General features: G+C 35.9%; 21 protein-coding genes. 9 read left to right on the top strand and 12 right to left on the bottom strand.

All coding sequences use genetic code 11. The features are described 5' to 3' along the window. Nucleotides 1–97: 97 nt before the first annotated feature. Entirely contained in the window at nt 98–2467 is a 2370-nt protein-coding gene (locus tag CQ022_RS21925; RefSeq protein WP_105684601.1) for an outer membrane beta-barrel family protein, read from the bottom strand. A 248-nt stretch (nt 2468–2715) separates the two neighbouring features. Between CQ022_RS21925 and CQ022_RS21920 the strand changes: the two genes are divergently transcribed. After that, entirely contained in the window at nt 2716–4038 is a 1323-nt protein-coding gene (locus CQ022_RS21920) for a sensor histidine kinase (protein ID WP_105684600.1), read from the top strand. Further along, nucleotides 4028–4714 (top strand): response regulator transcription factor, encoded by a 687-nt coding sequence (locus CQ022_RS21915; RefSeq protein ID WP_105684599.1) that lies wholly within the window; start codon nt 4028–4030, stop codon nt 4712–4714. Before CQ022_RS21920 ends, CQ022_RS21915 begins: the two co-directional genes overlap by 11 nt. Nucleotides 4715–4719: 5 nt before the next feature. Here CQ022_RS21915 and CQ022_RS21910 read toward each other — a convergent pair whose 3' ends face one another. The 9 genes from CQ022_RS21910 to CQ022_RS21870 form a co-directional block, all read right to left on the bottom strand. Further along, on the bottom strand, nt 4720–5547 hold the full coding sequence (locus CQ022_RS21910) for an endonuclease/exonuclease/phosphatase family protein (RefSeq protein ID WP_165791720.1): 828 nt from the start codon (nt 5545–5547) through the stop codon (nt 4720–4722). A 66-nt stretch (nt 5548–5613) separates the two neighbouring features. Then, nucleotides 5614–5817: a hypothetical protein gene (locus CQ022_RS21905; RefSeq protein WP_105684598.1), complete on the bottom strand. Its 204-nt coding sequence runs from the start codon at nt 5815–5817 to the stop codon at nt 5614–5616. Further along, nucleotides 5814–7076: a S8 family peptidase gene (locus CQ022_RS21900; RefSeq protein ID WP_105684597.1), complete on the bottom strand. Its 1263-nt coding sequence runs from the start codon at nt 7074–7076 to the stop codon at nt 5814–5816. The genes CQ022_RS21905 and CQ022_RS21900 overlap by 4 nt, the downstream gene beginning before the upstream one ends. Before the next feature lie 11 nt (nt 7077–7087). Beyond that, nucleotides 7088–7666 (bottom strand): hypothetical protein, encoded by a 579-nt coding sequence (locus CQ022_RS21895; RefSeq protein ID WP_105684596.1) that lies wholly within the window; start codon nt 7664–7666, stop codon nt 7088–7090. After that, nucleotides 7666–8364: a hypothetical protein gene (locus tag CQ022_RS21890; RefSeq protein ID WP_105684595.1), complete on the bottom strand. Its 699-nt coding sequence runs from the start codon at nt 8362–8364 to the stop codon at nt 7666–7668. The genes CQ022_RS21895 and CQ022_RS21890 overlap by 1 nt, the downstream gene beginning before the upstream one ends. Before the next feature lie 14 nt (nt 8365–8378). Continuing rightward, nucleotides 8379–9266, bottom strand: a complete 888-nt coding sequence (locus tag CQ022_RS21885; RefSeq protein WP_228421858.1) for a DUF2589 domain-containing protein — start codon at nt 9264–9266, stop codon at nt 8379–8381. Nucleotides 9267–9631: 365 nt separating this feature from the next. After that, nucleotides 9632–11572: a M1 family metallopeptidase gene (locus CQ022_RS21880; RefSeq protein WP_105684594.1), complete on the bottom strand. Its 1941-nt coding sequence runs from the start codon at nt 11570–11572 to the stop codon at nt 9632–9634. Between the two features lie 85 nt (nt 11573–11657). Beyond that, the gene (locus CQ022_RS21875) at nt 11658–12539 is read right to left on the bottom strand and encodes an SDR family oxidoreductase (RefSeq protein WP_105684593.1); all 882 of its coding nucleotides are present in this window, start codon (nt 12537–12539) and stop codon (nt 11658–11660) included. Nucleotides 12540–12713: 174 nt separating this feature from the next. Then, nucleotides 12714–13124 (bottom strand): DUF1573 domain-containing protein, encoded by a 411-nt coding sequence (locus CQ022_RS21870; RefSeq protein ID WP_105684592.1) that lies wholly within the window; start codon nt 13122–13124, stop codon nt 12714–12716. Nucleotides 13125–13283: 159 nt separating this feature from the next. On the opposite strand from CQ022_RS21870, the gene CQ022_RS21865 reads away from it, so the two are divergent. From CQ022_RS21865 to CQ022_RS21855, 3 genes are all read left to right on the top strand, one after another. Continuing rightward, complete coding sequence (locus CQ022_RS21865) at nt 13284–14537, top strand: sensor histidine kinase (RefSeq protein WP_105684591.1); 1254 nt, start codon at nt 13284–13286, stop codon at nt 14535–14537. Between the two features lie 12 nt (nt 14538–14549). Beyond that, the gene (locus CQ022_RS21860) at nt 14550–15233 is read left to right on the top strand and encodes a response regulator transcription factor (RefSeq protein ID WP_105684590.1); all 684 of its coding nucleotides are present in this window, start codon (nt 14550–14552) and stop codon (nt 15231–15233) included. Between the two features lie 77 nt (nt 15234–15310). Then, nucleotides 15311–17608 carry a GH92 family glycosyl hydrolase gene (locus CQ022_RS21855; RefSeq protein WP_105684589.1) on the top strand — a complete coding sequence of 766 codons (2298 nt, stop codon included), beginning with the start codon at nt 15311–15313 and terminating at the stop codon, nt 17606–17608. A gap of 26 nt (nt 17609–17634) precedes the next feature. Here the strand turns inward: CQ022_RS21855 and CQ022_RS21850 are convergent, their stop codons facing one another. Then, nucleotides 17635–18699 (bottom strand): tetratricopeptide repeat protein, encoded by a 1065-nt coding sequence (locus tag CQ022_RS21850; RefSeq protein WP_123864471.1) that lies wholly within the window; start codon nt 18697–18699, stop codon nt 17635–17637. Nucleotides 18700–19013: 314 nt separating this feature from the next. Further along, nucleotides 19014–20351: a dihydroorotase gene (locus CQ022_RS21840; protein ID WP_105684586.1), complete on the bottom strand. Its 1338-nt coding sequence runs from the start codon at nt 20349–20351 to the stop codon at nt 19014–19016. Nucleotides 20352–20451: 100 nt separating this feature from the next. Here CQ022_RS21840 and CQ022_RS21835 point away from each other — a divergent pair, with 100 nt between their 5' ends. The 4 genes from CQ022_RS21835 (at nt 20452) to CQ022_RS21820 (ending at nt 25559) form a co-directional block, all read left to right on the top strand. Then, nucleotides 20452–21879: an oligosaccharide flippase family protein gene (locus CQ022_RS21835; protein ID WP_105684585.1), complete on the top strand. Its 1428-nt coding sequence runs from the start codon at nt 20452–20454 to the stop codon at nt 21877–21879. A 153-nt stretch (nt 21880–22032) separates the two neighbouring features. Further along, entirely contained in the window at nt 22033–23049 is a 1017-nt protein-coding gene (locus tag CQ022_RS21830; RefSeq protein ID WP_105684584.1) for a sugar phosphate nucleotidyltransferase, read from the top strand. A 105-nt stretch (nt 23050–23154) separates the two neighbouring features. Then, nucleotides 23155–24000, top strand: a complete 846-nt coding sequence (locus CQ022_RS21825) for a DUF4292 domain-containing protein (RefSeq protein WP_105684583.1) — start codon at nt 23155–23157, stop codon at nt 23998–24000. Continuing rightward, nucleotides 23997–25559, top strand: coding sequence for a murein hydrolase activator EnvC family protein (locus tag CQ022_RS21820; RefSeq protein ID WP_105684582.1), 1563 nt, complete (start codon nt 23997–23999; stop codon nt 25557–25559). The genes CQ022_RS21825 and CQ022_RS21820 overlap by 4 nt, the downstream gene beginning before the upstream one ends. The last annotated feature ends 11 nt before the right edge of the window (nt 25560–25570 follow it).

The following is a 25570-nucleotide window of genomic DNA, read 5'->3' as shown; positions in this document are numbered from 1 at the left end:
TTTAAAGATAGGTATCAAAAATAACGAAAATGTAACATCAGGCGATCATTCTTTAGTAACAATATTTTGTCACAATTAACTTTTATATTAAAATATTCTATAATCGCTCCTGTTCGGCTGTCTTCTTGATTGTTTTTGCATTTTTAACGGATTGATTTCCAAAGTTGAATTTCAATGAAAACGTTATTCCCTGGGTATCTGAATAATCAAGAAAATAATTATCCTGATTCGCATATTTTGTACTGACTTTCTGACCAGTGGATCTGAAAATATCGGTAAAAATAAGACTGGCTTCAAGTTTTTTGCTGAAAAACTTCCTGTTCATTACAAAATAGGCTGACCAGAGAGAAGAAATTCTAAAGGTTCCCTGTATACCAGGTGAATAGTAGCGGTGGCCCATTTCCATTTTCCAATCGCTGTTTTTATCCAGAGTAAAGCTTGTAGAAATATTGGAAACCCAGTTCCACACCTGATTTTTATACAGCATTCCGTCCGTTCCTTTGAAGTAGTTTTCGTTGTGTTCCAGATTTTCAGAGAGGATGATATTCCACCATGGCTTCACCTGAAAGTTTTTATACAGGCTTAATCCGAAAGCTTCTCCTTTTTCAATATTGGTGAAATAATAAATAAGACTATTGGTGCTTGGTTCCTGATATGAAATTTCCATAGACGGATATATTTCTTTTCGGTAATACAAATCCAGGTTCCAGTCTTTCCAGGAATAGGTAAGATTGAGATTATGGGTAATGGTTGCTTTTAATTTTGGATCTCCCTGATAGTAGGAAAACAGATTATAATAAGATTTCGCAGGATTCAGCCATGAATAGGAAGGTCTGCTGATTCTTTTTCCATAGGAGAACCCGAATTCCTGTTTATTTTCTGTGGTATACTGTGCATAAAAAGTAGGGAAAAGTTTCCAATAGTTACTTTTATTCAGTTCGTAGGGTTCGGAAACGATTCCTTCAAGATCTGTCATCTCTGCACGGAGTCCTCCTTTGAAACTCCATTTTCCAATATTATAAGCTAATGAAGAATACAACGCAAAATTCTGTTCTTTATAATCAAAAATACTACTCTTTTCAGGACGGTATTGCAGGATTCCATTCTCATTGTCTGAGAAATCAAGCTGACTGTTTGTCTTTACAAAACTATACTTCGCTCCGTATTCCAACTCCAGTTTATCCGCTTTCCACTGATAATCCAGCTGGGTAGAATACAACTGAACATCTGCTTTATTATGGGTAAGAAAATTATCTTCTCCTGGCGGCTGCCCTGCAAAGTTCAGATAGGTGATCACATTTTGATATTTATCTGTATTATTTCCTGTAAAATAATTAATCCACGAAAGGCTGCTTTTCTTATTAAACTTCCGGTCTATCTGAAAACTTACAGAATTATTGATGGAACGGGAACGGTGGTCATTGATCGTGGTATAATTAGATTCTACAGCATCCTGTTGGTTATAGATCAGTGTAGGAACATTATAAACTCCGAAAGATTTCGGAGAAAAATACCCTGAGTAGTTGAGGCTGATATTGGTCAAGCTGTCCAATTCATATTCCGCATTAAAATTCAGGGTATTCTGGTTAGTGTTTTTATCCTTCCTGTTCATTGTACTTACCCATCGGGTTTGGCTCTCCGGATAGTTTACATAATCTGTTCCTTCCCGGTAGTACGTTCCCAGCCCTCTATAGTAGCTTCCCATAACGGAAAGTTTATCTTTTTTATAATATTGGGAAAGACCAAAAACGCCTTTCGCATATTGTGTCTGTATATATTTGGAGGAGAGAATTCCACGGTAGCCTTCGATTTTATTCTTTTTCAGGACAATATTCAGTACTGCGCTTCCTGAGGCTTCATATTTTGCGGGTGGATTGGTAATTACTTCTACTGATTTCACCTCATCTCCCTGTGTATTTTCCAGAAGGTTCTTGAGTTCATCACCCGTCAGCATTACTTTTTTATCATTAATTGTTACCAGAATTCCGGTGCTTCCTTTTACACTCAATACACTATTATTGATGGTGACACTTGGTGTATTTTTTAAAATTTCCCAGGCATTGAGTGATGAAATATTACTGTTTTCCACATTAAATTCCAGACGATCTACTTTTCTTTTCACCAGCGGTTTACGTTTCGTCATAACCACTCCTTCTATTTCCTGTGATTCCTTTTTAAGAATGATATTCAGAGGTTCTGCTTCTTTCAGATCAAGCTTTTTCTCAAATAAAGAGTATCCCTGATTTTTAACGACGAGTTTTACATCCTGCTCCGCAATATCTTCCAATACAAATTTTCCGTTATCATCAGTTTTTAATTCTTTGATTAATTCATTTTGGGCATTATACACTTCCACCTTTATGGATGAAAGTTTTTCATTATCGGTATTCATAATGGTTCCTCCAGTTTTTTGTTTCTGGGCAAAAATCAAGACTGGAAAACACAGTAAAAAAAGAATCTTATACATGGCTATTTTTTTTATCCTACTCAACAAAACCGTAGTTCTGTTCTACGGGTACAAAATTCTATATTGACTATAAGAAATATGGTTAATAGAAGGTTAATGATGGGTTAATGTATTTTCTGTTATCAATATTCCCAAATTCAGAGGAATGGATGAAGCTTTGTTTTTTACGATTTAAAACAATGGTTAATGGAAGGTTAATAATAAAATAATCATTTCCGGAAAACGCCTAAACGTTTATCTTTGTTTGAATGATAGCCAAGAGTAAAATTCTGATTTCGGTTTTTGCCGCTCTGTTCCTGCTTTTACTGGGAATTCAGGTTTATTTTATGTACAAAACCTATCAGGTAAAAGAAAGAGATATCTACAGATCCGTGAATGACGGACTTACTCATTACACAGACAACCTTGAGGATATCCAGGAAGCCAAAGAAAGGAATGATGATTCTCTTCAGGAAATCATTATACAATATCATAATAAGGAGATCAGCAAAAAAGATTTTTTACATTATTTCATAGAAAACAGAAAGTCAGCCAGAGAAAGACTGATCCATTATATCGAAAGCCGTTACCAGAAAGATGGTTATGAGATTTCCTCAAGAATACGATACCTTTCTATTGTACATCTTCCGGACAGCGCTAAAGTAATCACAGAACCTATTGTTATTTTTGAAACAAAAGATAAGATTAAAAACCCACATATTGCCAGTAACGGAAGTTGGGAAACGTCTACCACCAAAAGAAATGATACGGATAAAGGCCATGTTGAGAAAAGGAATACTTTTCTTGTCAAAACCCAAACTGATTTTGAAATCAGAAATATAAAAAGTATTGTTTTCAAAGAGCTTACTCTATTGATCATTTGTTGTATTATACTGCTTTCAGGAGTTCTTTTACTGTATATTTTCACGATCAGAAATCTGATCAAACAGCAAAAGCAGGTAGAATTTCTCCACACCATTGTGGATAACATTTCGCACGAATTTAAAACTCCGATCGCAACGTTAAAAATAGCATCAAAAGCATTAAAAAAAGAATGGAATCCGGAAACACTTCCTCTGGTTGACCGTCAGATTTCACGGCTTGAAAGTCTGATGTTTCAGCTTCATAAGGACGAAATACCGGATGAAATGATTGAAATACAACCTGAGGACTGGAACTTTTTCATTCAGGATCTTTCTGTTACGTATCCTGATATTGATTTTAACCTTGAAAATGTAATTTCACAAAATCTTCCTTTTGATAAAAACCTGATGGAAACAGTGATTAAAAACCTTTGTGAAAACAGTGTAAAATATGGGGCATCTGCTGTTAAAGTAAACATCAGCAACTCTTCTCAACAATTAGAAATCAAAGTTTCGGATAATGGCCAGGGCATGGAAACGAAAGAACTGAATAACATTTTTGAAAAATTCTACAGAATACAGAACAACAATATCCACAACAGCAAAGGGCTTGGACTTGGGCTTTATTTCGTGAAGAAAATCATTGCCAATTATGGTGGAAAAATAAATGTTTCAAGCCAGCTTAATTTGGGTAGTAATTTTATAATATCAATTCCTTATGAAAACTAAAATCCTTCTGGCTGAAGATGATCCGGATTTCGGAATGATTCTGAAGCAGTATCTTGAATTGGAAGATTTTGAAGTCAGCTGGTTTCAGAATCCTGAAGATATAGTCCCATTACTTCAAACTGATTTTTCTTTTCAAATGGGAATTCTGGATGTGATGATGCCAAATATTGACGGTTTTTCTCTGGCTAAAACAATTTTAAAGGAGAGAAATCATTTTCCATTGTTATTTTTAACAGCTAAAAATCAAAAAATAGACCGTCTGACCGGATTGAAAATAGGTGCAGACGATTATATTGCCAAACCCTGTGATCCTGAAGAGCTTGTTTTACGGATTAAAAATATCCTGAAGAGAAGCTTTCCGGCTGTTACAGAAACTCAAATAAGAATTGGAGAATTTTCACTGGATACTACCAAACTTTTGCTATCACATCCTAACGGAAATAATCGACTCACCATACGGGAACAGGAGCTGCTCTTGTATCTTCTGAAACATAATCGTACGATCATTACAAGAGATAATATTCTGGACAATCTTTGGGAAACCAATGATTATTTTACAGGAAGAAGCCTGGATGTGTTCATCAGCAGACTTCGAAAATATTTCAATAGTGATCCTCAAATAAAAATCCAATCCCTGAGAGGAATTGGATTTGAGATTGATTTTCCAACCAACTGATTTTTTTATAACGACAGGTTCACAATTACAGGGAAATGATCCGATGGATACAAAAGATTTTCCCTTCTGTCATTGATATGTCGGTGAGATTTTATTCTAAAGCCTTGCGTAAAAATATAATCAATTCTATCCTTTGGAACTTCATTGACGTTGAAGCCTGTAAATGTTCCTACCGGGCCATAATGTTTGGTTTCGGAATGATAAAAAGTATCTTTCATATGCTGGGAAAGAATTTTAATCGGCTCCGAATCATCTGTCAGGTTAAAGTCTCCGCTTAAAGCTACCGGAAGATTCTTTGGATTCAGTTCTTTGATTTTTTTCAGAATGAGTTCTGAAGATTTTACTCTGGCTACATTTCCTACATGATCAAAGTGAAGATTCATGGCAAGGAATTCCTTTTTTGATTTTTTATCTTTAAATACAACATAAGTACAGATCCTGTTTAATGCGGCATCCCAGCCTTTTGAAGGTTTTTCCGGAGTTTCAGACAGCCAGAATGTCCCTGATTTTACCACTTCAAGTTTATTGGTATCATAAAAAATAGCAGAAAATTCTCCCTTTTCTTTACCATCATCTCTTCCTACGCCTATATAGTCATAGTTCTTTAATCCTGTTTTAATATCTTTCATCTGCTCAGGAAGCGCTTCCTGTACTCCGAAATAATCTGGATGATAATAGGTTAGTAAATCTGCAACATCCTGCTTTCTTTTAGGCCAGGCGTTGTCTTTATCAGATTCAACATTTAATCTGATATTAAAACTCATTACGGTAAGGTCCTGTGAAAATCCTAATGCAAAAAGCATCAGAAATATCATTGAAAATTTGAAATTCATCTATTATTTTATCAGTAAGAGACAAAAATAAAACTTCTCTGTGACAGAAAAGCTTTATTGATGTGATTATATTGTTAAATTATCTTTTTCTTCTTCTATAGATATAAAATACTCCTGAAATTCGGTTTCGGAAACCGGGTTGTCACTTTCAAGTTTTATAACGCCTAAGGTTTTATAGTGAGCAGCCAGTTTAATGCCTTTGCTTTTCAGAAATGCTTCAAGCTTTTTTAAATTTATATCTTTTTTTAAAACTGCCAGATAGGTGATCATATGTATACTTGTATTAAACCGTTTCCTATATCTCTGTATTTTATGCCTTCAATAGGCCTTGCTTTGTTTTCAATCAATTCCCAGATTTCTTTTGCTGATTTATCAGGAAACTGTTCCATGTATAAAGCTGCTAGTCCTGAAACATGCGGTGCTGCCATGCTTGTACCACTCATGCTGTAATACAAATTATTTTTGTTCTTTGTGTTTTTGGGATAGGCACTTATAATATCTACTCCGGGAGCACAGACATTGATATTCCCTCCTGTGGACGGGTTAATCCCTGCGTTTGAAAATCGGGCAATCTTCATCTGACTGTCAATAGCTCCCACCGCCATAATAGATTTTGAATTGGCCGGCATTGAAACAGGCTGCGGAATCTGTGGCCTGTTGCTGTCATTTCCGGCAGCCGCTATAATAAGACAGTTATTTTCCAGCGCTCTTTCTCCAATGGTTTCAAATAGAACGGAAGGTTGGTCATCCAATCTCACCGGAGATGCCAGCGAAAGAGACAATATTCTGAATTTTTTACTAATAGCCCAGTCTATGGCATCAATCACACTGCTGGTAGTACCTCTTCCGTTATCGGCAAGTACTTTTGCTATTTTCAGATTGCAATCCTTAGCCATTCCATAGCGGTTTCCGTTATCACTTCTGGTATTTCCTGTTGCCACTCCTGAACAGTGTGTGCCATGCCCGTTGGGATCTCTGTTCCAGTCCTGGCCATCTATGAAAGATTTGCCTTCAATTTCTTCAGAGGAAAAATCGGGATGGGAAGTTTCAAGACCTGTATCTAGAATGCAGACATCAATTCCTTTACCTGTATAGTTGGCATTTTCCAGCCCAACAGCCTTAAGTCCCCATTCCATTTCAATAAATGATTTTTGAGGCAAGGGTTTGCTGATGATGTATTTTTCAAGTTCTGCAATTTTTTCTGCGAGTCCGGCGGATTGTTTTTTAAGTTCACTGATCAGCTGCAATTCATCTGCAGGAAAAAACTCCCTTTCTTTTTCATAATAAATAATAGAGTTCGATTCATCTTTTACGGCACTTTTCAATTGATCTTCATCCCTATTTTCCACCACAAGAACTCCCAGATTTTTGTAAAGCACACCGTTGTCCTGATTTATAATTTCATAAGAACGGTTTTCTTTGGAGAGAAATTCTGAAGAAGTAATATTCACTTCCAGTTCTTTCTCAATTTTTTTGAGTGCATTTTTCTGCTGGTCTTGCAGCAGAACGATATATCTTCCGGTTTCCATAATGATCTTTTTTAAATTAATTTCAGAAATACCTTTTCGAGAATAAGAAAAATATCCTCCGGAATAATGGTCAGCCTGAGTTTCTTATTAATTCCTGATATCGCAGTATTCTGCTCAACCAGTGAAGCCCAGAAACGTTCAATTTTGGGAACAGAATTCATTTCTTTCAGCTTTTCATCATCCAGAATACCATTTTGATATAATGAGACGATGATTCCTGAAATAAGTTCTTCCGCATCATCAAGCTTTTTATTTTCCTTAGTATAGATTTCCATGAGAATACCATACATGCTCTCCATTCCATTGAATGAAAACCCTCCAAGAATTTCCCGTCTTCCGGTAATTATTTTTTCCATTTTAATAGGGTTAAAGCCTCTTTTAACCGTGGAAATCATATTCATAATTTTCAGAACTTCAGATTCATGGCTGGTGTTTCCTTTGGTACGGAAATACTCTAAAACCTCATTAAGGAATACCTCAAACCGCACATCAAAGTCAAAGGATTTTGAAAGGTATAAAGCCTGAACATCATTGAAGTGCTCCAGAAGTTCCTTAATTTTCTGTACTGTAAAGTGAATAAGTTCCTGCATTACTCAAAAGTTATCTGTTCTATTTCGTTACCGTCTTTATCTTTGTAAGACACAATCCTGATTCCTTCTTCCTCCATTTCTACGTGAAGGTTGATGAATAGTTTATCTTTATCTTCCGCAGCGCTGGTATTCGGATCTATGTAAATATTGTTCAGCTTGGCATTCACCAGTGTATATTTGTTGAGTAAAACCTTTGAAAAAATCTCTTTCAGCTCCTCTGTTTCTTCTTCGGTTGTTCCATCCTGAGGTCGAAAAATCCCGGAATTAAGAAGCTGTACTTTCTTTCTGAGATCCAGTTTAAGAACTTCGTTCGCAGGGAGTTTACCAAATTTCTGATCATTTTTCTCCAGGTTAGTGAACAGTGTTTTGAACTCTTCGGTCTGGAGCTGTCTTTTGCTGATTTCAGAAATATTCAGTCTTTTCTCTTTATTCGCAAGACGGATTCTCTCATTGAGTTCTGTGACAAACTGATCCTGATTCAGTTTAAAATTATATTTAGAATCTGAATCTATATCCGTGATTTTGATCGGAATATCCATCTTTACGCTGGGCAATGCATATCTTGGAACCTTAAAATACTTAAGGTATTCATGACGGGCATATTCTTTAGCAATAAGAACTGCATTCTCGTCTGCTTTTTTACGAGCCTGAATTATCTCGTTGTTGAGATAATCCAGGTAATCTGATAATTTTATCATCTTTCGTAAAAATATTATTGTGAAAGAAGTCCAAGAACTTTTTCTAATCCTGCAGGCATTTCGTCATTGGTGGCACGTACTTTCACCCCAAGAGAATATTCTTTTTCCACTTTGATTCCTGTGCTGGAAGTTCTTTTATATGATACATCCACTTTGAATTTTACAGGTCCCCAACCACCGGATACTCCGGCATTAATACCAAACTCATCACTTACGTCTTTCGTGTACGTAGAATTAAGTTTAACATTAAAGTCTACTTCACAGGTTTCAATTCTGAAACTTGGAACATTCAGCAGGGCAATAAAAGGCACTGAAATTTCTACATCATTCGGAATCGTTTTAGGGTTGGTAGCACTTACTGGCTCATCTTCCTTAAAATCCGGATTCGGAATATTTTTTTTGTATTTGAATTCTGCCATTCTCAGTTTTTTGGCACTGGCAGCATTGGAAGGATCGGTAAGTTCGAATCCAACTTCATTGATGAAATTAACGGTTGCGATAGAGGCATTAGACTGTGCTTTTACACAAGCATCCAAAGGTCCGCCAATAATAGTAGCAAAATCGATACTTCCTAATTCTGCAGCAAAATCCGCACTGGCAGCATCGGAAGTTCTGAAAATCTCTTCATCGGCAGCCATCTTACCGGCAATCAGCTTCATAATTTCTGCAGATGTACCTGAAAAAGATTTTTCCCACTTTTCATCATAATTCTTTTTGAATTCTTCTACAACAGCTAATAATTCTTTATTCGTCAATGAACTTAATTCCGAAGTTTCAATTCCAGATACTTTTTCATAGACTGCTGGGGTAAGAACTTTTTCTACTCCCGATAAGAGATCAATTAACTCATTTTTTGTTTTTTTGGCGTGGCTTGCTTCAAGCACTGATTTTAATGTTTCCATGTTCTTTTGTTTTTGATTAATATTGTGGAACAAAATTATATCACTGACAGTCAAAAGATTGTAGGAAAACCCCTCTACCTCACCCGGAAAAACACCCTAAAAAATAAAAGCCTGAACTTACGGTTGTAAGTTCAGGCTTTTATGGCGGGTATATTTTGTTGCTCTTAATCTGGTAAAAAACGCAAAGATTATATGAATTCTTCTTAATTTTTAAGTAGGCTAAGAAAGCAACAATGTTGCTGATGAAACTACATGAATATGCTTACGCTTAGAAAGAATCAATTTCATTGATTCCTCCTTGGCCACCTTAAAATTCAACATGAGATATTAAATCTTTGCGTTAAATTTAAATCCATCCCATATTTCTATGCAGGTTTTTTGCTATTGTTTTCCAGATTGATATCAGGAACTTCAGAATTCGGATCCAGTTTTACCTCATCTATTTCTTTCGTAGAATCTACTTTGAATGTCCATTCTGTATTTCTTTTCCAGACCTCAACAGGGATTTTCACAGTCTGTGCCGTTCCATCTTTGAATTTGATCTGTACGGTTGTAGGCATTGGCAGCTGACCAATATTTTCCACCGTGATCTGAACTCCGTTCTTAAAATCTCCATTGATATATTTTACGTTTTTAACAGCCTGATCAATTTTCCATTTATTAAAGAACCATCCTCTCCAGAACCAGTTCAGTTCTTCTCCGGAAACATTTTCCATCGTATGGAAGAAATCCCATGGTGTAGGATGTTTAAAAGCCCAACGGTCTATATACGTTCTGAATGCTTTATCAAATTTTTCAGGTCCGAGGATGGTTCCTCTTAAAACATCCAATCCTGTTCCCGGCTTATAGTAAGCCAAAGCACCGATACTTCTTTCTTTCATATTATCCGGACCTACCATTACGGGCTCAAGATTGTCAGTCAGCAAGTACACTCCTGATCTTGCAAGATTAGGTTTATTATAATATTCTCCTTTATTGAAAGCCTCTGTTGAAAGTCCGTTAATGAAAGTATTAAACCCTTCATCCATCCATGCAAACAATCTTTCGTTAGATCCTACGATCATAGGAAACCAGTTGTGTCCAAACTCGTGATCTGTAACACCCCAAAGGTCTTCTCCTTTGGAATCCATATGACAGAATACGATTCCCGGGTATTCCATTCCGCCTTCATTTCCTGCAACATTGGTAGCAGCCGGATAAGTATATTCGTACCATTTTTTCGAATAATGCTCTATGGCAGCCTTCGTATATTCTGTAGATCTTCCCCATGCTTTTTCTCCAGCACTTTCTGCAGGATAGGCCGAAATAGCTAGAGATTTTTTTCCGCTGGGCAGATCAATTTTTGCTGCATCTAAAATAAATCCTGCGGAGGAAGCCCATGCAAAATCTCTTGTCTGCGTAATTTTAAATTTCCAGGTTTTTGTACCGGATACCTTATTTTTACCTATTTCAGACTCAGGACGGATCATTACCGTTTTATCACTGTTTCTTGCCTGATTCCATCTGCTGATTTCTTCTTTGCTGTAAACTTCCTTTTCATTCAGAAGTTCTCCGGATGCCACTACATAATGATTAGCAGGAACGGTAATATTGGCTGTAATATCCCCATATTCTAAGTAAAACTCTGAAGCTCCAATATAGGGAAGTGTATTCCATCCCATAACATCATCATACACACACATTCTGGGATACCATTGTGCCATGGTAAAAATTTTGCCGTTTTTCGTATCCTGTATTCCCATTCTGTCTGAACCATAATCAGGAGAAATAAAGGAATATTCAATTTCTATTTTTGCAACGCCTCCATTGGCTTTCAGTTCTTTTGGAAGATCAATCTGCATCCTTGTATCGGTAATGGTATATTTTACTTCTTTTTTACCGTCTAGCTTTACTGATTTAATGGTATATCCACCATTAAATTCTTCACCATGCGCTCCATTTCTGCTTCCCGAAATCGGAACGACACCATTTCCTCTGGAATCTTTTGCAAACAGATTCTGATCCAGCTGCAACCACAGAAACCCTAATTTATCAGGACTGTTGTTGGTATAAGTAATTTCTGCTCTACCTGTGATCTCTTTTTTATTTTCATTCAGGCTGACATTCAAATGATAATCTGCTGAATTCTGCCAATAAGCATGTCCCGGCTGTCCGCTTGCAGAACGGGTTGCCGTGCCTGTCTGTGGATAAAAGAACGGCTTAAATGCTTCTACGTAATCGTATTTCGGAGTTTGTTGTGCGTATGCAGATCCTGAGAACAGAACCACTGCAAGCGTCGAAACAAGGGTTGGAAGTTTAAAATTCATTTGAAAAAGTATTATTTAACTGTATAGGTAAAAAAAACTCCCGGATTTGTTACACATCCGGGAGCTTTTTTACTATAAGTTTTATTTAATTCGATTTTTTTGCTTTAATCATCGCTTCTAAAGCATCCCACATTTCTTTAGGAATTGCTTCAAGCATGTTAAATTCTCCGGCACCCTGAAGCCATTCTCCGCCATCAATGGTCACTACTTCACCATTCATATACGCTGAATAATCAGAAACCAGATAAGCCGCAAGATTGGCAAGCTCCTGGTGTTCTCCTACTCTTCTCAACGGAACTTTCTTTTTCATATCGAATTTTTCCTGAAGATCTCCCGGAAGAAGTCTGTCCCAAGCCCCTTTTGTAGGGAAAGGTCCCGGAGCAATTGCATTGAAACGGATTCCATATTTAGCCCATTCTACCGCCAATGATCTGGTCATAGCCAAAACTCCGGCTTTTGCACAGGCAGATGGTACTACATAGGCAGAACCTGTCCATGCATAGGTTGTTACGATATTCAATACAGTTCCCGGAGTTTTAGAATCTATCCAGTGTTTTCCTATGGAAAGGGTACAGTTTTTTGTTCCTTTCAGAACAATATCCAGAATAGAATCAAAAGCGGAATGAGTCAGTTTTTCTGTTGGAGAAATAAAGTTTCCGGCAGCGTTATTCAACAAAATATCAATCTTCCCGAATTCTTTTAATGTAGCTTCTTTCATGGCTTCCACCTCTTCCCAGTTTCTTACATCACAAGCTACACAAAGAACTTTACCACCTGTTTCGTCTTCCAGTTCCTTAGCTGTAGTTTGTAGTTTTTCCAGATTTCTGGAAGTAATGACTACGTTGGCGCCCAGTTCAAGAAAGTATTTGGTCATCGCTTTTCCAAGACCGCTTCCGCCTCCTGTTACAATTGCTACTTTATCTTTTAGTGCACCTTCGCGCAGCATAGGTTGTGTATATAGACTCATAAAATATTTTTTCTTAAAAATAATAAATATTGAAATGCAATCCCTTAAAATAGATTGATAAATAATGCTACAAATAATTATTCTTTATCTATTATTTTTAAATCAGCCAGATCATCCAAAAGAAAATAGCCTGATAACAATTATCAGGCTATTCTTATCTTTTAAAAAAATGTATTAAGCAGTAACTACTCCTTTGAATGAAAGTGTTTTAGGAGTTTTGCTTTCACTAGTCGTAACATTTACAGTCTTCATAAACGGACCTGCTGCCGCTGCGTTATAGCTCGCTTCCACAAATCCTTTTTTTCCTGGCTGGATAGGAGTTTTTGTATAATCAGCTGTAGTACATCCGCATGAAGGCGCTACATTCTGAATAATGATTGGTTTTGAACTTGTGTTGGTAAATTCAAATCTGATCAATTTTGGTTTTCCCTGAGGGATATTTCCAACATCTATTGATTCTGATTTCCATTTAATAGCATCCGCTACCATTTTTACAATGGATGGAGCATCTGTAGTAAGTACATTCGCATAAAAAGGAGAGAATGCTAACACTGCTAAAAGAGCTGTAATTTTTAGTTTTTTCATGAGTATAAATTTTAATATTTGAAACTGATTATTTTCTTTCGATGTAACAAATGTAAAGCACAGAATGATGATAACTTGTTAACCGCTGTCAAACATTTGTTAACGAGTTGTTAATAATAAAAGATAAATAGATATTTTTGGATAATATTGCCTCAGTAAATGAAAATAAAAAGACTCAATATTATAATAACGCTGGGATTTATTGCTATTATCGGAATTTTAATAGCACAGCTGATGTGGACCCGGCAGGCTTATAATCTTGAAGATAAAAAATTCAATCAGAAGGTCAATATTGCCTTAATGGAGGTGGCAGAAAAACTTTCCGGAGGAAAGACCTCTTATACCGAAAACCCAGTTCAGAATATTGCCAATGACTATTATGTGGTTAATATTAATAATGAATTTCATCCTGTCGTTCTGGAATATTACCTGAAAACAGAATTTACCCGTTTTCAAATCAATACAGACTATGTGTATGCATTATACAACTGCCACAGCGATAAAATGGTATATGGAAAGTATATGACTTCTCATCAGGAAAGCCCCAGTAACAAAGTGATCAATTTTCCTAAGCATAAAAATCTGATCTATTACTTTTCCATCCGTTTTCCTGATAAAACAACTTATCTGATCAGTTCATTAAGGTTCTGGTATCTTCTTACATTTGCTCTTATTATCATTCTTCTGGTCTATGTTTATTCTATTTATACAATCATTCAGCAGAAGAAGTTTTCGGAATTGCAACGTGACTTTATCAATAATATGACTCACGAGTTTAAGACACCTTTATCCTCAATACTTTTAGCATCGGAAGCTCTTAATAAGCAGAATCTGATTCAGGAGAACTCCAAATTGCAGACATATACCTCTATTATCATCAATCAAAGCCACAAGCTTAATAGTCATATTGAGAAAATTCTGAATATTGCTAAGAATGATGCAGCAGGACTTTCGTTAAAGCCTCAGAAAATTCTTCTTCTTCCCTTTATTCAGGAGATTTCAGACACTATACAGCAAAAAAATAAAGACCTCAGCATCGAGATTGATATTGAAAACAGCACTTCGGTAATGGCTGATGAATTTCACTTTACCAACATCATCTATAACCTTTTAGATAACTCTATAAAGTATTGCGAAACAAAACCTGTTATTAAAATTTCAGCTTATAAAGACTCAAAAGGGTTATATTTAAAGTTTAAAGACAACGGAATGGGAATTCCCGCTAAAAATATTCCTCATATTTTTGAAAAGTTTTATCGGGTACATACCAAAAGAAGTGAAGAAGTGAATGGTTTCGGGTTGGGATTATTTTATGTAAAAAAAGTAGCTCAGCAACATCACTGGAAAATTTCTGTAGAGAATAATGAAGACAAAGGAATTACCACAACCCTCTTTTGCCCGTTTTCAGTTTAATTAAATATAAGTATGGAGAAATCTAAAATTTTATATGCCGAAGATGACAAAACCATAGCTTTTCTGGTGGAGGACAGCTTGGAAAGTTATTATGATATCAGCTGTTATTCTGATGGTGAATCTGCACTGGAGGCATTTAACAGCAAAGATTTCGACATTTGTCTGCTGGATATTATGATGCCCGGAATGAACGGATTTGAAGTAGCACAAAGGATACGCAGTAAAAATTCTGAAATTCCGATTATCTTTATTTCTGCAAAAGCTTTAAAAGAAGACAGAATCAAAGGACTTAAAATAGGCGCTGATGATTATCTGGTGAAACCATTCAGTATTGAAGAACTGATGCTGAAAATTGAGGTTTTCCTGAAACGTACCAAGAAAACAGATACCACTCCTCTAAAGTATAAAGTTGGGAAATATGATTTTGATCCTAAGAACTATACTCTACAGGGTACGGAAAACAGTATCACACTTACACAAAGAGAATCTGACCTGCTTTTATATTTTATCCGTCACAAGAATCTGGTAGTCAAAAGGCAGGATATTCTAAAGGCTATCTGGGGTGATGATGATTATTTTATGGGACGAAGTCTTGATGTATTTATTTCTCGATTACGAAAGGTACTGGCCGAAGAACAGAATATTTTAATAGAAAACCTGCATGGAATAGGTTTCCGTTTTTCTGAAAAAGAATAAATAATACCCGAATCACTTAAAAACACAACAGCAAATGATGATTTTAATTAATTTTAAACTTTGAAAATTTGTCATTAATGAAAAATCACAAACCCACTGTTTTTCTATTTCTTTTATTTTTAAGTATACAATTTAAAGCTCAAAAATTTGAAAAATTAATACAATATGTCAATCCTCTGATCGGTACCGAAAAGATGGGACATACTTATCCCGGAGCAACGGTTCCTTTTGGTGCAGTACAGCTAAGCCCTGAAACGGATTCCATTTCTTATGAGCTTAACGGGAAGTACAATGGTGAAGTTTATAAATACTGTGCCGGCTACCGTTATGAAGATAAAACCATTGTAGGGTTCAGTTCTACCCATTTTAGTGGGACGGGACATTCTGACCTCGGAGATTTTCTGATCATGCCTACTGTAGGAAAACTTCAGCTGAATCCCGGAACGGCTACCAACCCTGAAAGCGGCTACAGAAGCAGATTCTCACATCAGAACGAAACAGCAGAAGCAGGATATTATAAAGTAAAACTGGATGACCACAATATTCTGGCAGAGCTTACGGCAACAGCACGAGTGGGAATTCACCGCTATACTTTCCCAAAATCCGACCAGGCTCATATTATTCTGGATCTGATGGCCGGTATTTACAACTATGATGGAAAAAATGTCTGGACATACGTTCGTGTAGAAAACGGAAATACCATCACAGGTTATCGCCAGACCAACGGCTGGGCAAGAACCAGAACGGTTTATTTTGCGATGAAGTTTTCAAAACCATTTAAAGCTTATGGCCAGAAAAATTATGATGAAAAGCAGGTTTACAAAGGGTTTTGGAGAAAATTCGACCAAAATCAGAATTTCCCTGAAATTGCAGGTAAGAACCTGAAAATGTATTTTGACTTTGATACTAATGAAAATGAAGCGATTGAAGTCAAACTTGCTATTTCTCCGGTAAGCCAGACCAATGCTTTAGAAAACCTGGAAAAAGAAGCCGGAAATATAACTTTTGATCAGGCTAAAACTCAAGCCCAAGACAACTGGAATAAGGAATTAAATAAAATTGTCATCAAGGGTTCTGATACGGAAAAAACCAACTTCTATACAGCCATGTACCATACCTTTATCAATCCTACCACTTATATGGATATCAATGGAGAATATAAAGGTCTGGATCAGAATGTTCATCAAGCAGATGGCTTTACCAATTATACCACCTTTTCTTTATGGGATACCTACCGTACGCTACATCCTTTCTTTAATATTATTCAGCCTAAACGAAATGGTGATATGGTAAAATCTATGATGGCTCATTATCATCAGTTTTCGATGAAAATGCTACCTATCTGGTCACATTATGCTAACGATAACTGGTGTATGAGTGGCTACCACAGTGTAAGTGTTGTTGCAGATGCCATTATTAAAGGGAATTATGAGGGTGATCCTGAAGAAGCTTTAAAAGCATGTATAGAAACGGCTAACAAAAGAAATTACGAGGGCATTGGGCAATATATTGATCTCGGATACATTCCGGCAGAGAAAAACGGAACTTCGGTTTCCAATACACTGGAATATGCCTATGATGACTGGGCTATTGCTCAGCTGGCAAAACATTTAAATAAAACAGAAATCTACAATCAGTTTATCAAGCGATCTGAAAACTGGAAAAATAATTTTGATAAAACGATTGGGTTTATGCGTCCACGTCTTGCAGATGGAAGCTTTAAAAAAGATTTTGATGTGTTAAGCACCCACGGACAAGGCTTTATTGAAGGAAACTCATGGAACTACAGTTTCTTTGTTCCACAAAATCCGGATGAGCTGATCACCATGATGGGTGGAAAGAAAAAATTTGCATCAAAACTGGACGAATTGTTTACCATGCATTTACCTGATGAATTCTTTGCAGACACTGAAGATATTACACGGGAAGGAATTATCGGTGGATATGTTCACGGGAATGAACCTGCTCACCATGTTGCGTATTTCTATAACTGGGCAGGCCAGCCATGGAAAGCCCAGGCACAGATCCGCCGTATTCTGGAAATGCAGTATAAAGCAACACCAGACGGATTGGGAGGAAATGATGATGCAGGGCAAATGAGTGCATGGTATATTCTAAGTTCATTAGGTTTTTATCCTGTAGCTCCCGGTTCAGAAGATTATTCAATTGGAAGTCCTGCAATTGATCACGCTGTACTGAATCTGGAAAACGGAAAAACATTTGAAATTGAAGCCATCAACCAAAGTCCGAAAAATGTATATGTTCAAAAAGTTCTTCTGAATGGAAAAGAAATAAAGAATTTTACGTTGAAACATTCTGAAATTATGAAGGGAGGAAAGCTTACATTTTATATGGGTAACAAAGCGAAAAAATAAAAAAGAAAGCGGTGTAATCACCGCTTTTATTTTTCTAAACATTTTTCTTTAAATAATTTCATTCCTTCTGTTTGTTCCAGATCTTTTAATCTTTTCAGTGTCTTACATGCAATATCTATTTTGTTTTGGAGTAAGGAAATTGAAACTATATTATACAATGCATCAGTATTGGTATTATCATATTCATGAGCTTCATTAAAGAACTGAATGGCTTTATCAAATTTATTACTATTACTTGCATCCACTCCTTTATCGAAGTTGTCTAAAGAAAGTTTTTTATTTTTTATAGAAACAGGAAATCCTTTGGTATCATTTAAAACATTAAAAAATAGAATACCTATTGTATTTATATCATTTCCTAAGCTTCCATTCTTACTGGTTATATCATAAGGAATAATAATTTTTTCAAAATTTTCAAAACCTGTTAAATCCCAAAGGTGATAATTTTTCTCAAGGGTCGTTTTGAAAAAAGCAATACCCTTTTGACTTGCTTTAGTTTGTTCTAAATTTTCAGTCTCTACTTCAATCTTCTGTTTTTTAGGAAAAATTAAAATGCTCCCTTTTAAATGAAAATCGTGAGAAAAATCTTTTTGTGAATAATTATCAAATATCTCAGAAATAATATTTCTTTTTAATGCTGGGGTAAAATTTTTAGAAGCAATTATAACAGAATCTTTCTTTTTCTCTTTCACAAGATTATTCAGTACAATTGAACTCTTTGTGAACCACATCTTTCTTATTTTATCTGGAGAGTCTATACCTGCAACTTTTTGTATTACAACTAAAGAATCTGAAGTTAGTTTTTCAATTTGATAAGCCGCAAGATCTGATGTCTTCATTAATTCTTTTTCTAATTTGAAGTCCATACAACTCCTTTTATCCAAAATCAAAGCATCAGTAAATGAACAAAGGTTATTTCCTTTTATTTTCCATATTAAAAACTGGGATGGTATTTGTGATAAATCTCGACTGCCATCTAACATACTAAATTTCACTCTTGTCCATGAAGAATTTGAAAGTAATTGGGTATTTATTTGTGAACTAAACTGTAATGAAATGGAGAGAAATAAGATTAAAAGGATTCTATACATGGTTATTATTTTTCCACACAAAACTAGCTAAATAAAAATTTATTGAAAACAATACGACTTACAAATAGATTAAAGTTTACCTATTACGCAGAAAACAAAGTAAAAATGTAAAATATTTTCACAAATTAATCAAATTTAGTTAACAATCGGGATAAAAAAACTGTATAATCACCCTAATCTGCGAGAGTTAAATAATAAGTTTTGGCTAAAGCCAATGGAAGATTCCAAATAAAGAGAGCGGGCTTTAGCCCGCTCCTATTGAATTATCTTGACAATCTCAGGTTAATCTAAGACTATTCTTCCAATATATCTTATTAATCCCTTGCTTCAAAAAGTAATCTCTCTCCGAATTTCTCTTCTGCAATTGTACCATTGTCATACACCAGATGCCCATTGACAAAGGTGTGCGTAACTTTTGAATGGAAATTCATCCCTTCTAATGGGCTCCAACCGCATTTATAGAGTAAATTATCTTTGGAAACTGTCCAGTTTTCATTTAAATCAACTAAAACAAGATCCGCTTTATATCCTTCTCTCACAAAACCTCTTTTTTCAACTTTAAAAAGAATCGCCGGATTATGACACATCTTTTCAACGATTTTCTCAAGGGATATTTTACCATTTTTATAATTTTCCAACATCACAACTAATGAATGCTGTACCAAAGGTGCTCCTGAAGGACACTTTGTATATACATTGTTCTTCTCTTCTGCTGTATGCGGAGCATGGTCTGTAGCAATCACATCAATTCTGTCATCCAGTAATGCCTCCCAAAGAGCATCTTTATCTTTTTGAGTTTTTACCGCCGGATTCCATTTGATAAGCCCTCCTCTTGTTTCATAATCTTCATTGGTAAAAGTAAGGTGGTGAACACATACCTCAGCGGTGATCTTTTTATCTTTTAAAGGAATATCATTTCGGAAAAGCTCCATTTCCTTTGCTGTTGAAAGGTGGAAAACGTGAAGTCTCGCTCCTGTTTTTTTTGCAAGCTCAATCGCTTTGGACGAAGATTTATAACATGCCTCTTCACTTCTGATCAGGTGATGGAATTTTACAGGAATATCATCCCCATATTCATCCATATATTTCTGAGTATTGGCTCTGATGGTGGCTTCATCTTCACAGTGAACAGCGATCAGCATTTTTGTATTGCTGAAAATATTCTCCAGTGTTTCTGGATTATCCACCAGCATATTTCCTGTAGAGGATCCTAAAAATAATTTGATCCCCGGAACATTTCTTGGATTTGTTTTCAAAACTTCCTCAAGATTATCGTTCGTTCCTCCCATCATAAAACCGTAGTTGGCATACGCTTTTTGAGAAGCAATCTCATATTTGTCTGCTAATAATTCCTGAGTAACAGCATTAGGAACCGTATTCGGCTGATCAATGAAACTCGTTGTTCCCCCTGCAATGGCAGACCTTGATTCACTTTCAATATCTCCTTTATGAGTAAGCCCTGGCTCACGGAAATGCACCTGATCGTCTATTACTCCGGGAAGAAGATACTTTCCTGAACCCTCAATAATCTGATCAGCATCGTCAGAAATACAGCCAGCTATTTTAGCTATCAAATCATTTTCTATTAGGATATCGCTTTCAAAGACTTTTCCTTCGTTAACAATATTTACGTTTTTTATAAGAACTTTCATTTCAATTTATTTCCTTGTAAAATTAAGATTTTAAGTTTTAATTAGCCCCAAAATCGCAAAACGAATACTTAAAGTTTTACATTTGCAAAAAAATTCGACTTTGTATAAGAAACTATTAGGACAGACAATCATCTACGGAGTAGGGGCAATAGCACCAAGAATCATTCTATTCATCCTTAATCCACTTTTGATCTATAAGATTCCCAATGAAGGTTTTGCAATTTTCACACAGCTTTATGCGTGGATCTCATTTGTTAATATTATTCTTTCTTTTGGTTTTGAAACCGCCTATTTCAGGTTTTCAGCTGAAGAAGATAACGAGAAAAAAACTTTCAATACCTCGTTCTGGTTTTTATTTTCTACTTCCACTCTTTTCCTTGCCTTGTGTTATTTATTTAATCAGCCTATTGCAGATTATGCCGGATATCATGATAATCCTGAGTATATCAGATGGTTTGCACTGATTGCATTTTTCGACAATCTATTGGTGATCCCTTTTGCATGGCTGCGTTTTCATAATAAACCTATCAAATATTCTGCTGTACGAATTGTTCAGTCCATATTTCAGGCTGTTTTTACGGCTGCACTCTTCTTTTGGATCCCGGAAAGCCTATCAAAAAGCATGGGATTGGATCAAAATGTAGACTATCCGTTCTTCAGCAATCTTGCAGGAAGTGCATTGGGCTTTGTATTATTATTTCCAATTATATTAAAAGTAAGGTTCCAGTTTGTAACTTCTTTGTTCAGGCGTATGATCAAATATTCTTTTCCTCTTATGCTGGCAGGTCTGGCTTTCATGGTCAATGAAAATTTTGATAAATCCATTCAGAGAAATCATATTTCAGACGAAGAAGCTGGTGCCTATGGAGGCTGCTATAAGCTGGCTGTACTGATGACATTATTTGTTACCGCTTACCGAATGGGTATTGAACCTTTCTTCTTTAAACAAATGGATAAAGGTGATGCTAAAAAGACATATGCCAAAGTAGCGGAATATTTTGCTTTTTTTGCCTGTGCTGTTGCCTTAGGAATTATTGCGAATGTATCATGGCTGAAAGCCGTTTTTATTCCTAATAAATCCTATTGGATTGCTATAGATATCATCCCGATTATTGTTATTGCCAACCTTTGTTTTGGAATCTATTATAACTTTTCAACATGGTATAAAGTAACAGACAGAACCAGTATGGGAACGGTTATTTCATGGCTTGGGGCTGGAATCAACATTGCTCTTAACCTTTTAGCTTTAAATTACTATCACAGCATGATGGGTTCTGCATGGGCTACTTTCGGAGCATATGTTATTATGATGATCGTCTCTTATCTGTTAGGTCAGAAATACTACCCTATTCCTTACAGAATGAAAAAAATGTCCTTTTTCCTGATCCTGCTTGGCGTTTTTAGTTTCATCATTGTAAAATACCTTAACTATAATATTATAACAAGTAATCTTCTCTTTTTGGTCTTTACCGGAATGTTGATTTATTCTGAAAAAAACCTTATTTTATCGAGAATCAGAAAGAATTAAACTTTGGTCTTTATTTTGCTTGTAAACAAACTTATTTCCAATTTAAACAAATATTTAAAAAGATATTAATCATACTCTATCAAAGATTTTAATTATTACCTTTAACCTAAATATTAAAAACAACGAATAAAACATCTTTTATACATATAATTTATGAAAATTATTGTCCCTATGGCTGGACGTGGTTCCAGATTACGTCCACATACACTGACAGTTCCAAAACCTCTTATTCCTATTGCAGGAAAACCTATTGTACAGAGGTTGGTGGAAGATATTGCTAAAGTTGCAGGAGAAAATATTGAAGAGGTAGCTTTTATCATCGGAGATTTTGGTCCTGAGATCGAAAAATCCCTTATTCAGATTGCTGAAAAGCTGGGAGCAAAAGGAAGTATATATTATCAGAACGATCCTCTTGGAACCGCTCATGCCATCAAATGTGCTGAACAGTCTATGCAGGGAGACATTGTTATTGCTTTTGCAGATACCCTTTTCCGTGCAGATTTCCAGTTGGATAAAAATTCCGACGGTGTAATCTGGGTGAAAAGTGTGGAAGATCCATCTGCTTTCGGAGTAGTAAAATTGGATAATTACGGTTTCATTACCGACTTTGTTGAAAAACCAACGACTTACGTTTCAGATCTTGCCATTATCGGTATTTATTACTTCAACAGTGCTGAAAAACTGATGGAAGAGATCAACTATATCATGGATAATGATATTAAAAACGGAGGTGAATATCAATTGACAACAGCCCTTGAAAACCTTAGAGCGAAAGGAGCTAAATTTACGCTTGGAAAAGTAAATGACTGGATGGACTGTGGTAACAAAAATGCTACCGTAGAAACCAACAGCAAAATCCTTGAATATGAAAGAGAGGAAATGATGCATTATCCGGCTTCTGCTGTAATTGAAAATTCTTTGATTATTCAGCCTTGCTTTATTGGGGAAAATGTAAAAGTTTCTAATTCAAAAGTAGGTCCCGGTGTTTCATTAGGAAACAACACCACTGTTGTGAACTCTAATATTGAAAACTCTCTGATCCAGGAAAACACAAGAATCAATCATGGAAACCTTTCCAATTCTATGATCGGTAATTCTGCACAGTATTTCGGTGTTGCCAGAGAAATTTCTTTAGGTGATTATTCAGTTTTAGATTTTTTATCTAAATAAGAATAGAAAACATTTAACATACACAACACATCATCAGGCCACACAATATGTTTTGTGTGGTTTGGCGTTAATATTGCACCGTATTTTTTAATTAAAGATAAATACATGAAAAATTGGATCCCTTTTCTTTTATTGCTTCTTGCCTTATCGTCCTGTAAGACCCGTAACACTGCTCAAAATGATACAGATCATACACGGGACAGCATTAATACCACAAAAGATAACGGAGATCCAAAAGATGTGAATGAACCGGTGAAAGACAAATTCACCTTTTATGAACATGTATTGATCCCTCCAAAATTTGAACAGATCAAAATAGACAGCAAAGTAAAGGTAGAAACAGGAAGCTATGTTCCTACACTGGATGCAACCATCTATATTGAAAATGATAAAAAGGTATGGATGAATCTCAGAGCCTTGTTCATCAATGCAGCAAGAGGGATTGCCACTCCGGAAGGAATCAAAGGACAGGATAAAATCAATAAAACTTATATCGATTCTGATTTTGATTATCTTAATAATCTGCTGAATGTCAATTTCATTGATTATAAATCACTGGAAAAAATTTTACTGGGAAGAACCTTTGTGAAAATCAACGACAAGCAGTTTAACCTGACTCAAAATGCACAAGGGTTCAATATTGTTTCCAATATCAATCAGAAAATTGTGACCGATGAAAAAAACAGGGAATATAAGATTGCTATCCAATACGATACCAATTACGATTTACTGTCTGTCAATTTAAAGGATATTCTGTCATCAGACGAACTGGATGTTTCTTATAGTGACTGGAATGAATACGAAGGAATCCGCCTTCCGAAAAATGTTAAAATAATTATAAAAGGTTCAAAATCTAGTCAGATTTTATTGGAAAACACGAAATTTGACTTTTCGAGGATGGAAACACCTTATTCTGTACCATCCAGTTATAAGAAAATTGAGATTAAATGATTAGAAAATTTAGCTTTTTAATAGGTGTTTTGATGTTCGGACTGCACCAGGGACAGCAGACCAAAGAACAGCTGCAGAAGCAGAATGCCGAACTTAAAAAACAAATTGCACAAATAAATACCGATTTAGCCAAGACCAGAAGTGAATCTAAACTTTCTGTAGCCTATCTTTCTAACGTCAACCAAAAGTTGGTTTTAAGAGAAAAGGTTTATAATAATACACAGAAAGAAAAAAGATTCATCGAGGATGATATCTATTTACGTCAGCTGGAAATCAACCGTCAGAATAAAGAACTGGCTGTTTTGAGAAAAAACTATGCTGAAGTTTTGGTGAATGCTTATAAAAACAAAGGAGTACAGAACAAAGTAACCTTCATACTTTCTGCTAAAAATTTAGGAGAAGCCATACGAAGAGTTCAATATCTGAAACAATACTCAGACTACCAGGATAAAAAAGCGGCTGAAATCACAGACGCAGCCAACCTCATCAAAAAGACCATCGCACAAAAACAAAACTCTGTAAAAGCGAAGGAATCCCTTTTGGTAAATCAGCAGAAAGACCTGGCAACTATCAATACTGAAAGAACTCAAAAAGAACAATTAGTAGCAGAATTTAAGAAAAATGAATCTAAGCTGACGGGGGAACTTAAACAAAAACAAGTTCAGTCTAAAGCATTGGAAGGACAGATTAGAGCTATTATTGCTGAGGAAATCAGAATTGCTAAGGCGGAAGAAGAAGCAAGGAAAAAAGCGGAAGCAGAAAAAATTCGTTTAGCGAAATTAGCTGCTGAAAGAGAGAAGGCAAGAATCGAAGCTGAAGCTAAAGCAAGAGCAGAAGCCCTTGAAAGAGAAAGAAGACTAGCAGAAGCAGAAGCTAAGAGAGCAGCAGACCTGGCAGCAAAAAGAGCTGAAGAAGAAAGAAAACGTAACGAGGAAGCAGCAAAAGCAGAAGCGAGTGCAAGAGATGAATCCAGACGATTAGCCGCTAAAAAAGCATCAGATGAAGCGAATGCAAGAGCTAAAGAAGCAGCAGATAAATTGGTAGCAGCAAGAGCCGCAGAAGCCGCCCTTAACAAGAGAAAAGAAGAAGAGAAAAAAGCCGCTGAAACTAAAGCGATGACCAGCTACGGAGTGTCCACTGCTACAGGAAACAGTTTTGCAGATAGTAGAGGAAGACTTGGCTATCCTGCAGACAGAGCCGGACAAATCACTCACCGTTTCGGAAGACAACCACACCCTGTTTTCAAAAATATTACTGAAGAAAATAACGGTATCAAAATTTCCGTTCCTTCAGGTACACGTGCAAAATCTGTGTTCCCGGGATCAGTATCTTCAGTACTGGCCAACAATGACGGAACAAAGACCGTAATCATCAAACACGGAGGTTATTTTACCATTTATTCCAACTTAGGAAATGTAAGCGTTTCCAAAGGACAGCAGGTTTCATCAGGAACTCCGGTAGGTACAATAGCTCAGGATTTTGATGGCGCTTATACACTTGATTTCCAAGTATGGAACGGAAGTACTCCAGTTGATCCATTAGGTTGGATTTCATATTAAAAAAAGTGTAA

The sequence above is a fragment of the Chryseobacterium culicis genome (genome assembly GCF_002979755.1).
Classification (GTDB): domain Bacteria; phylum Bacteroidota; class Bacteroidia; order Flavobacteriales; family Weeksellaceae; genus Chryseobacterium; species Chryseobacterium culicis_A.
The sequence above is the reverse complement of the archived record's forward strand: the minus strand, read 5'-3'. Positions and strand labels throughout refer to the sequence as shown.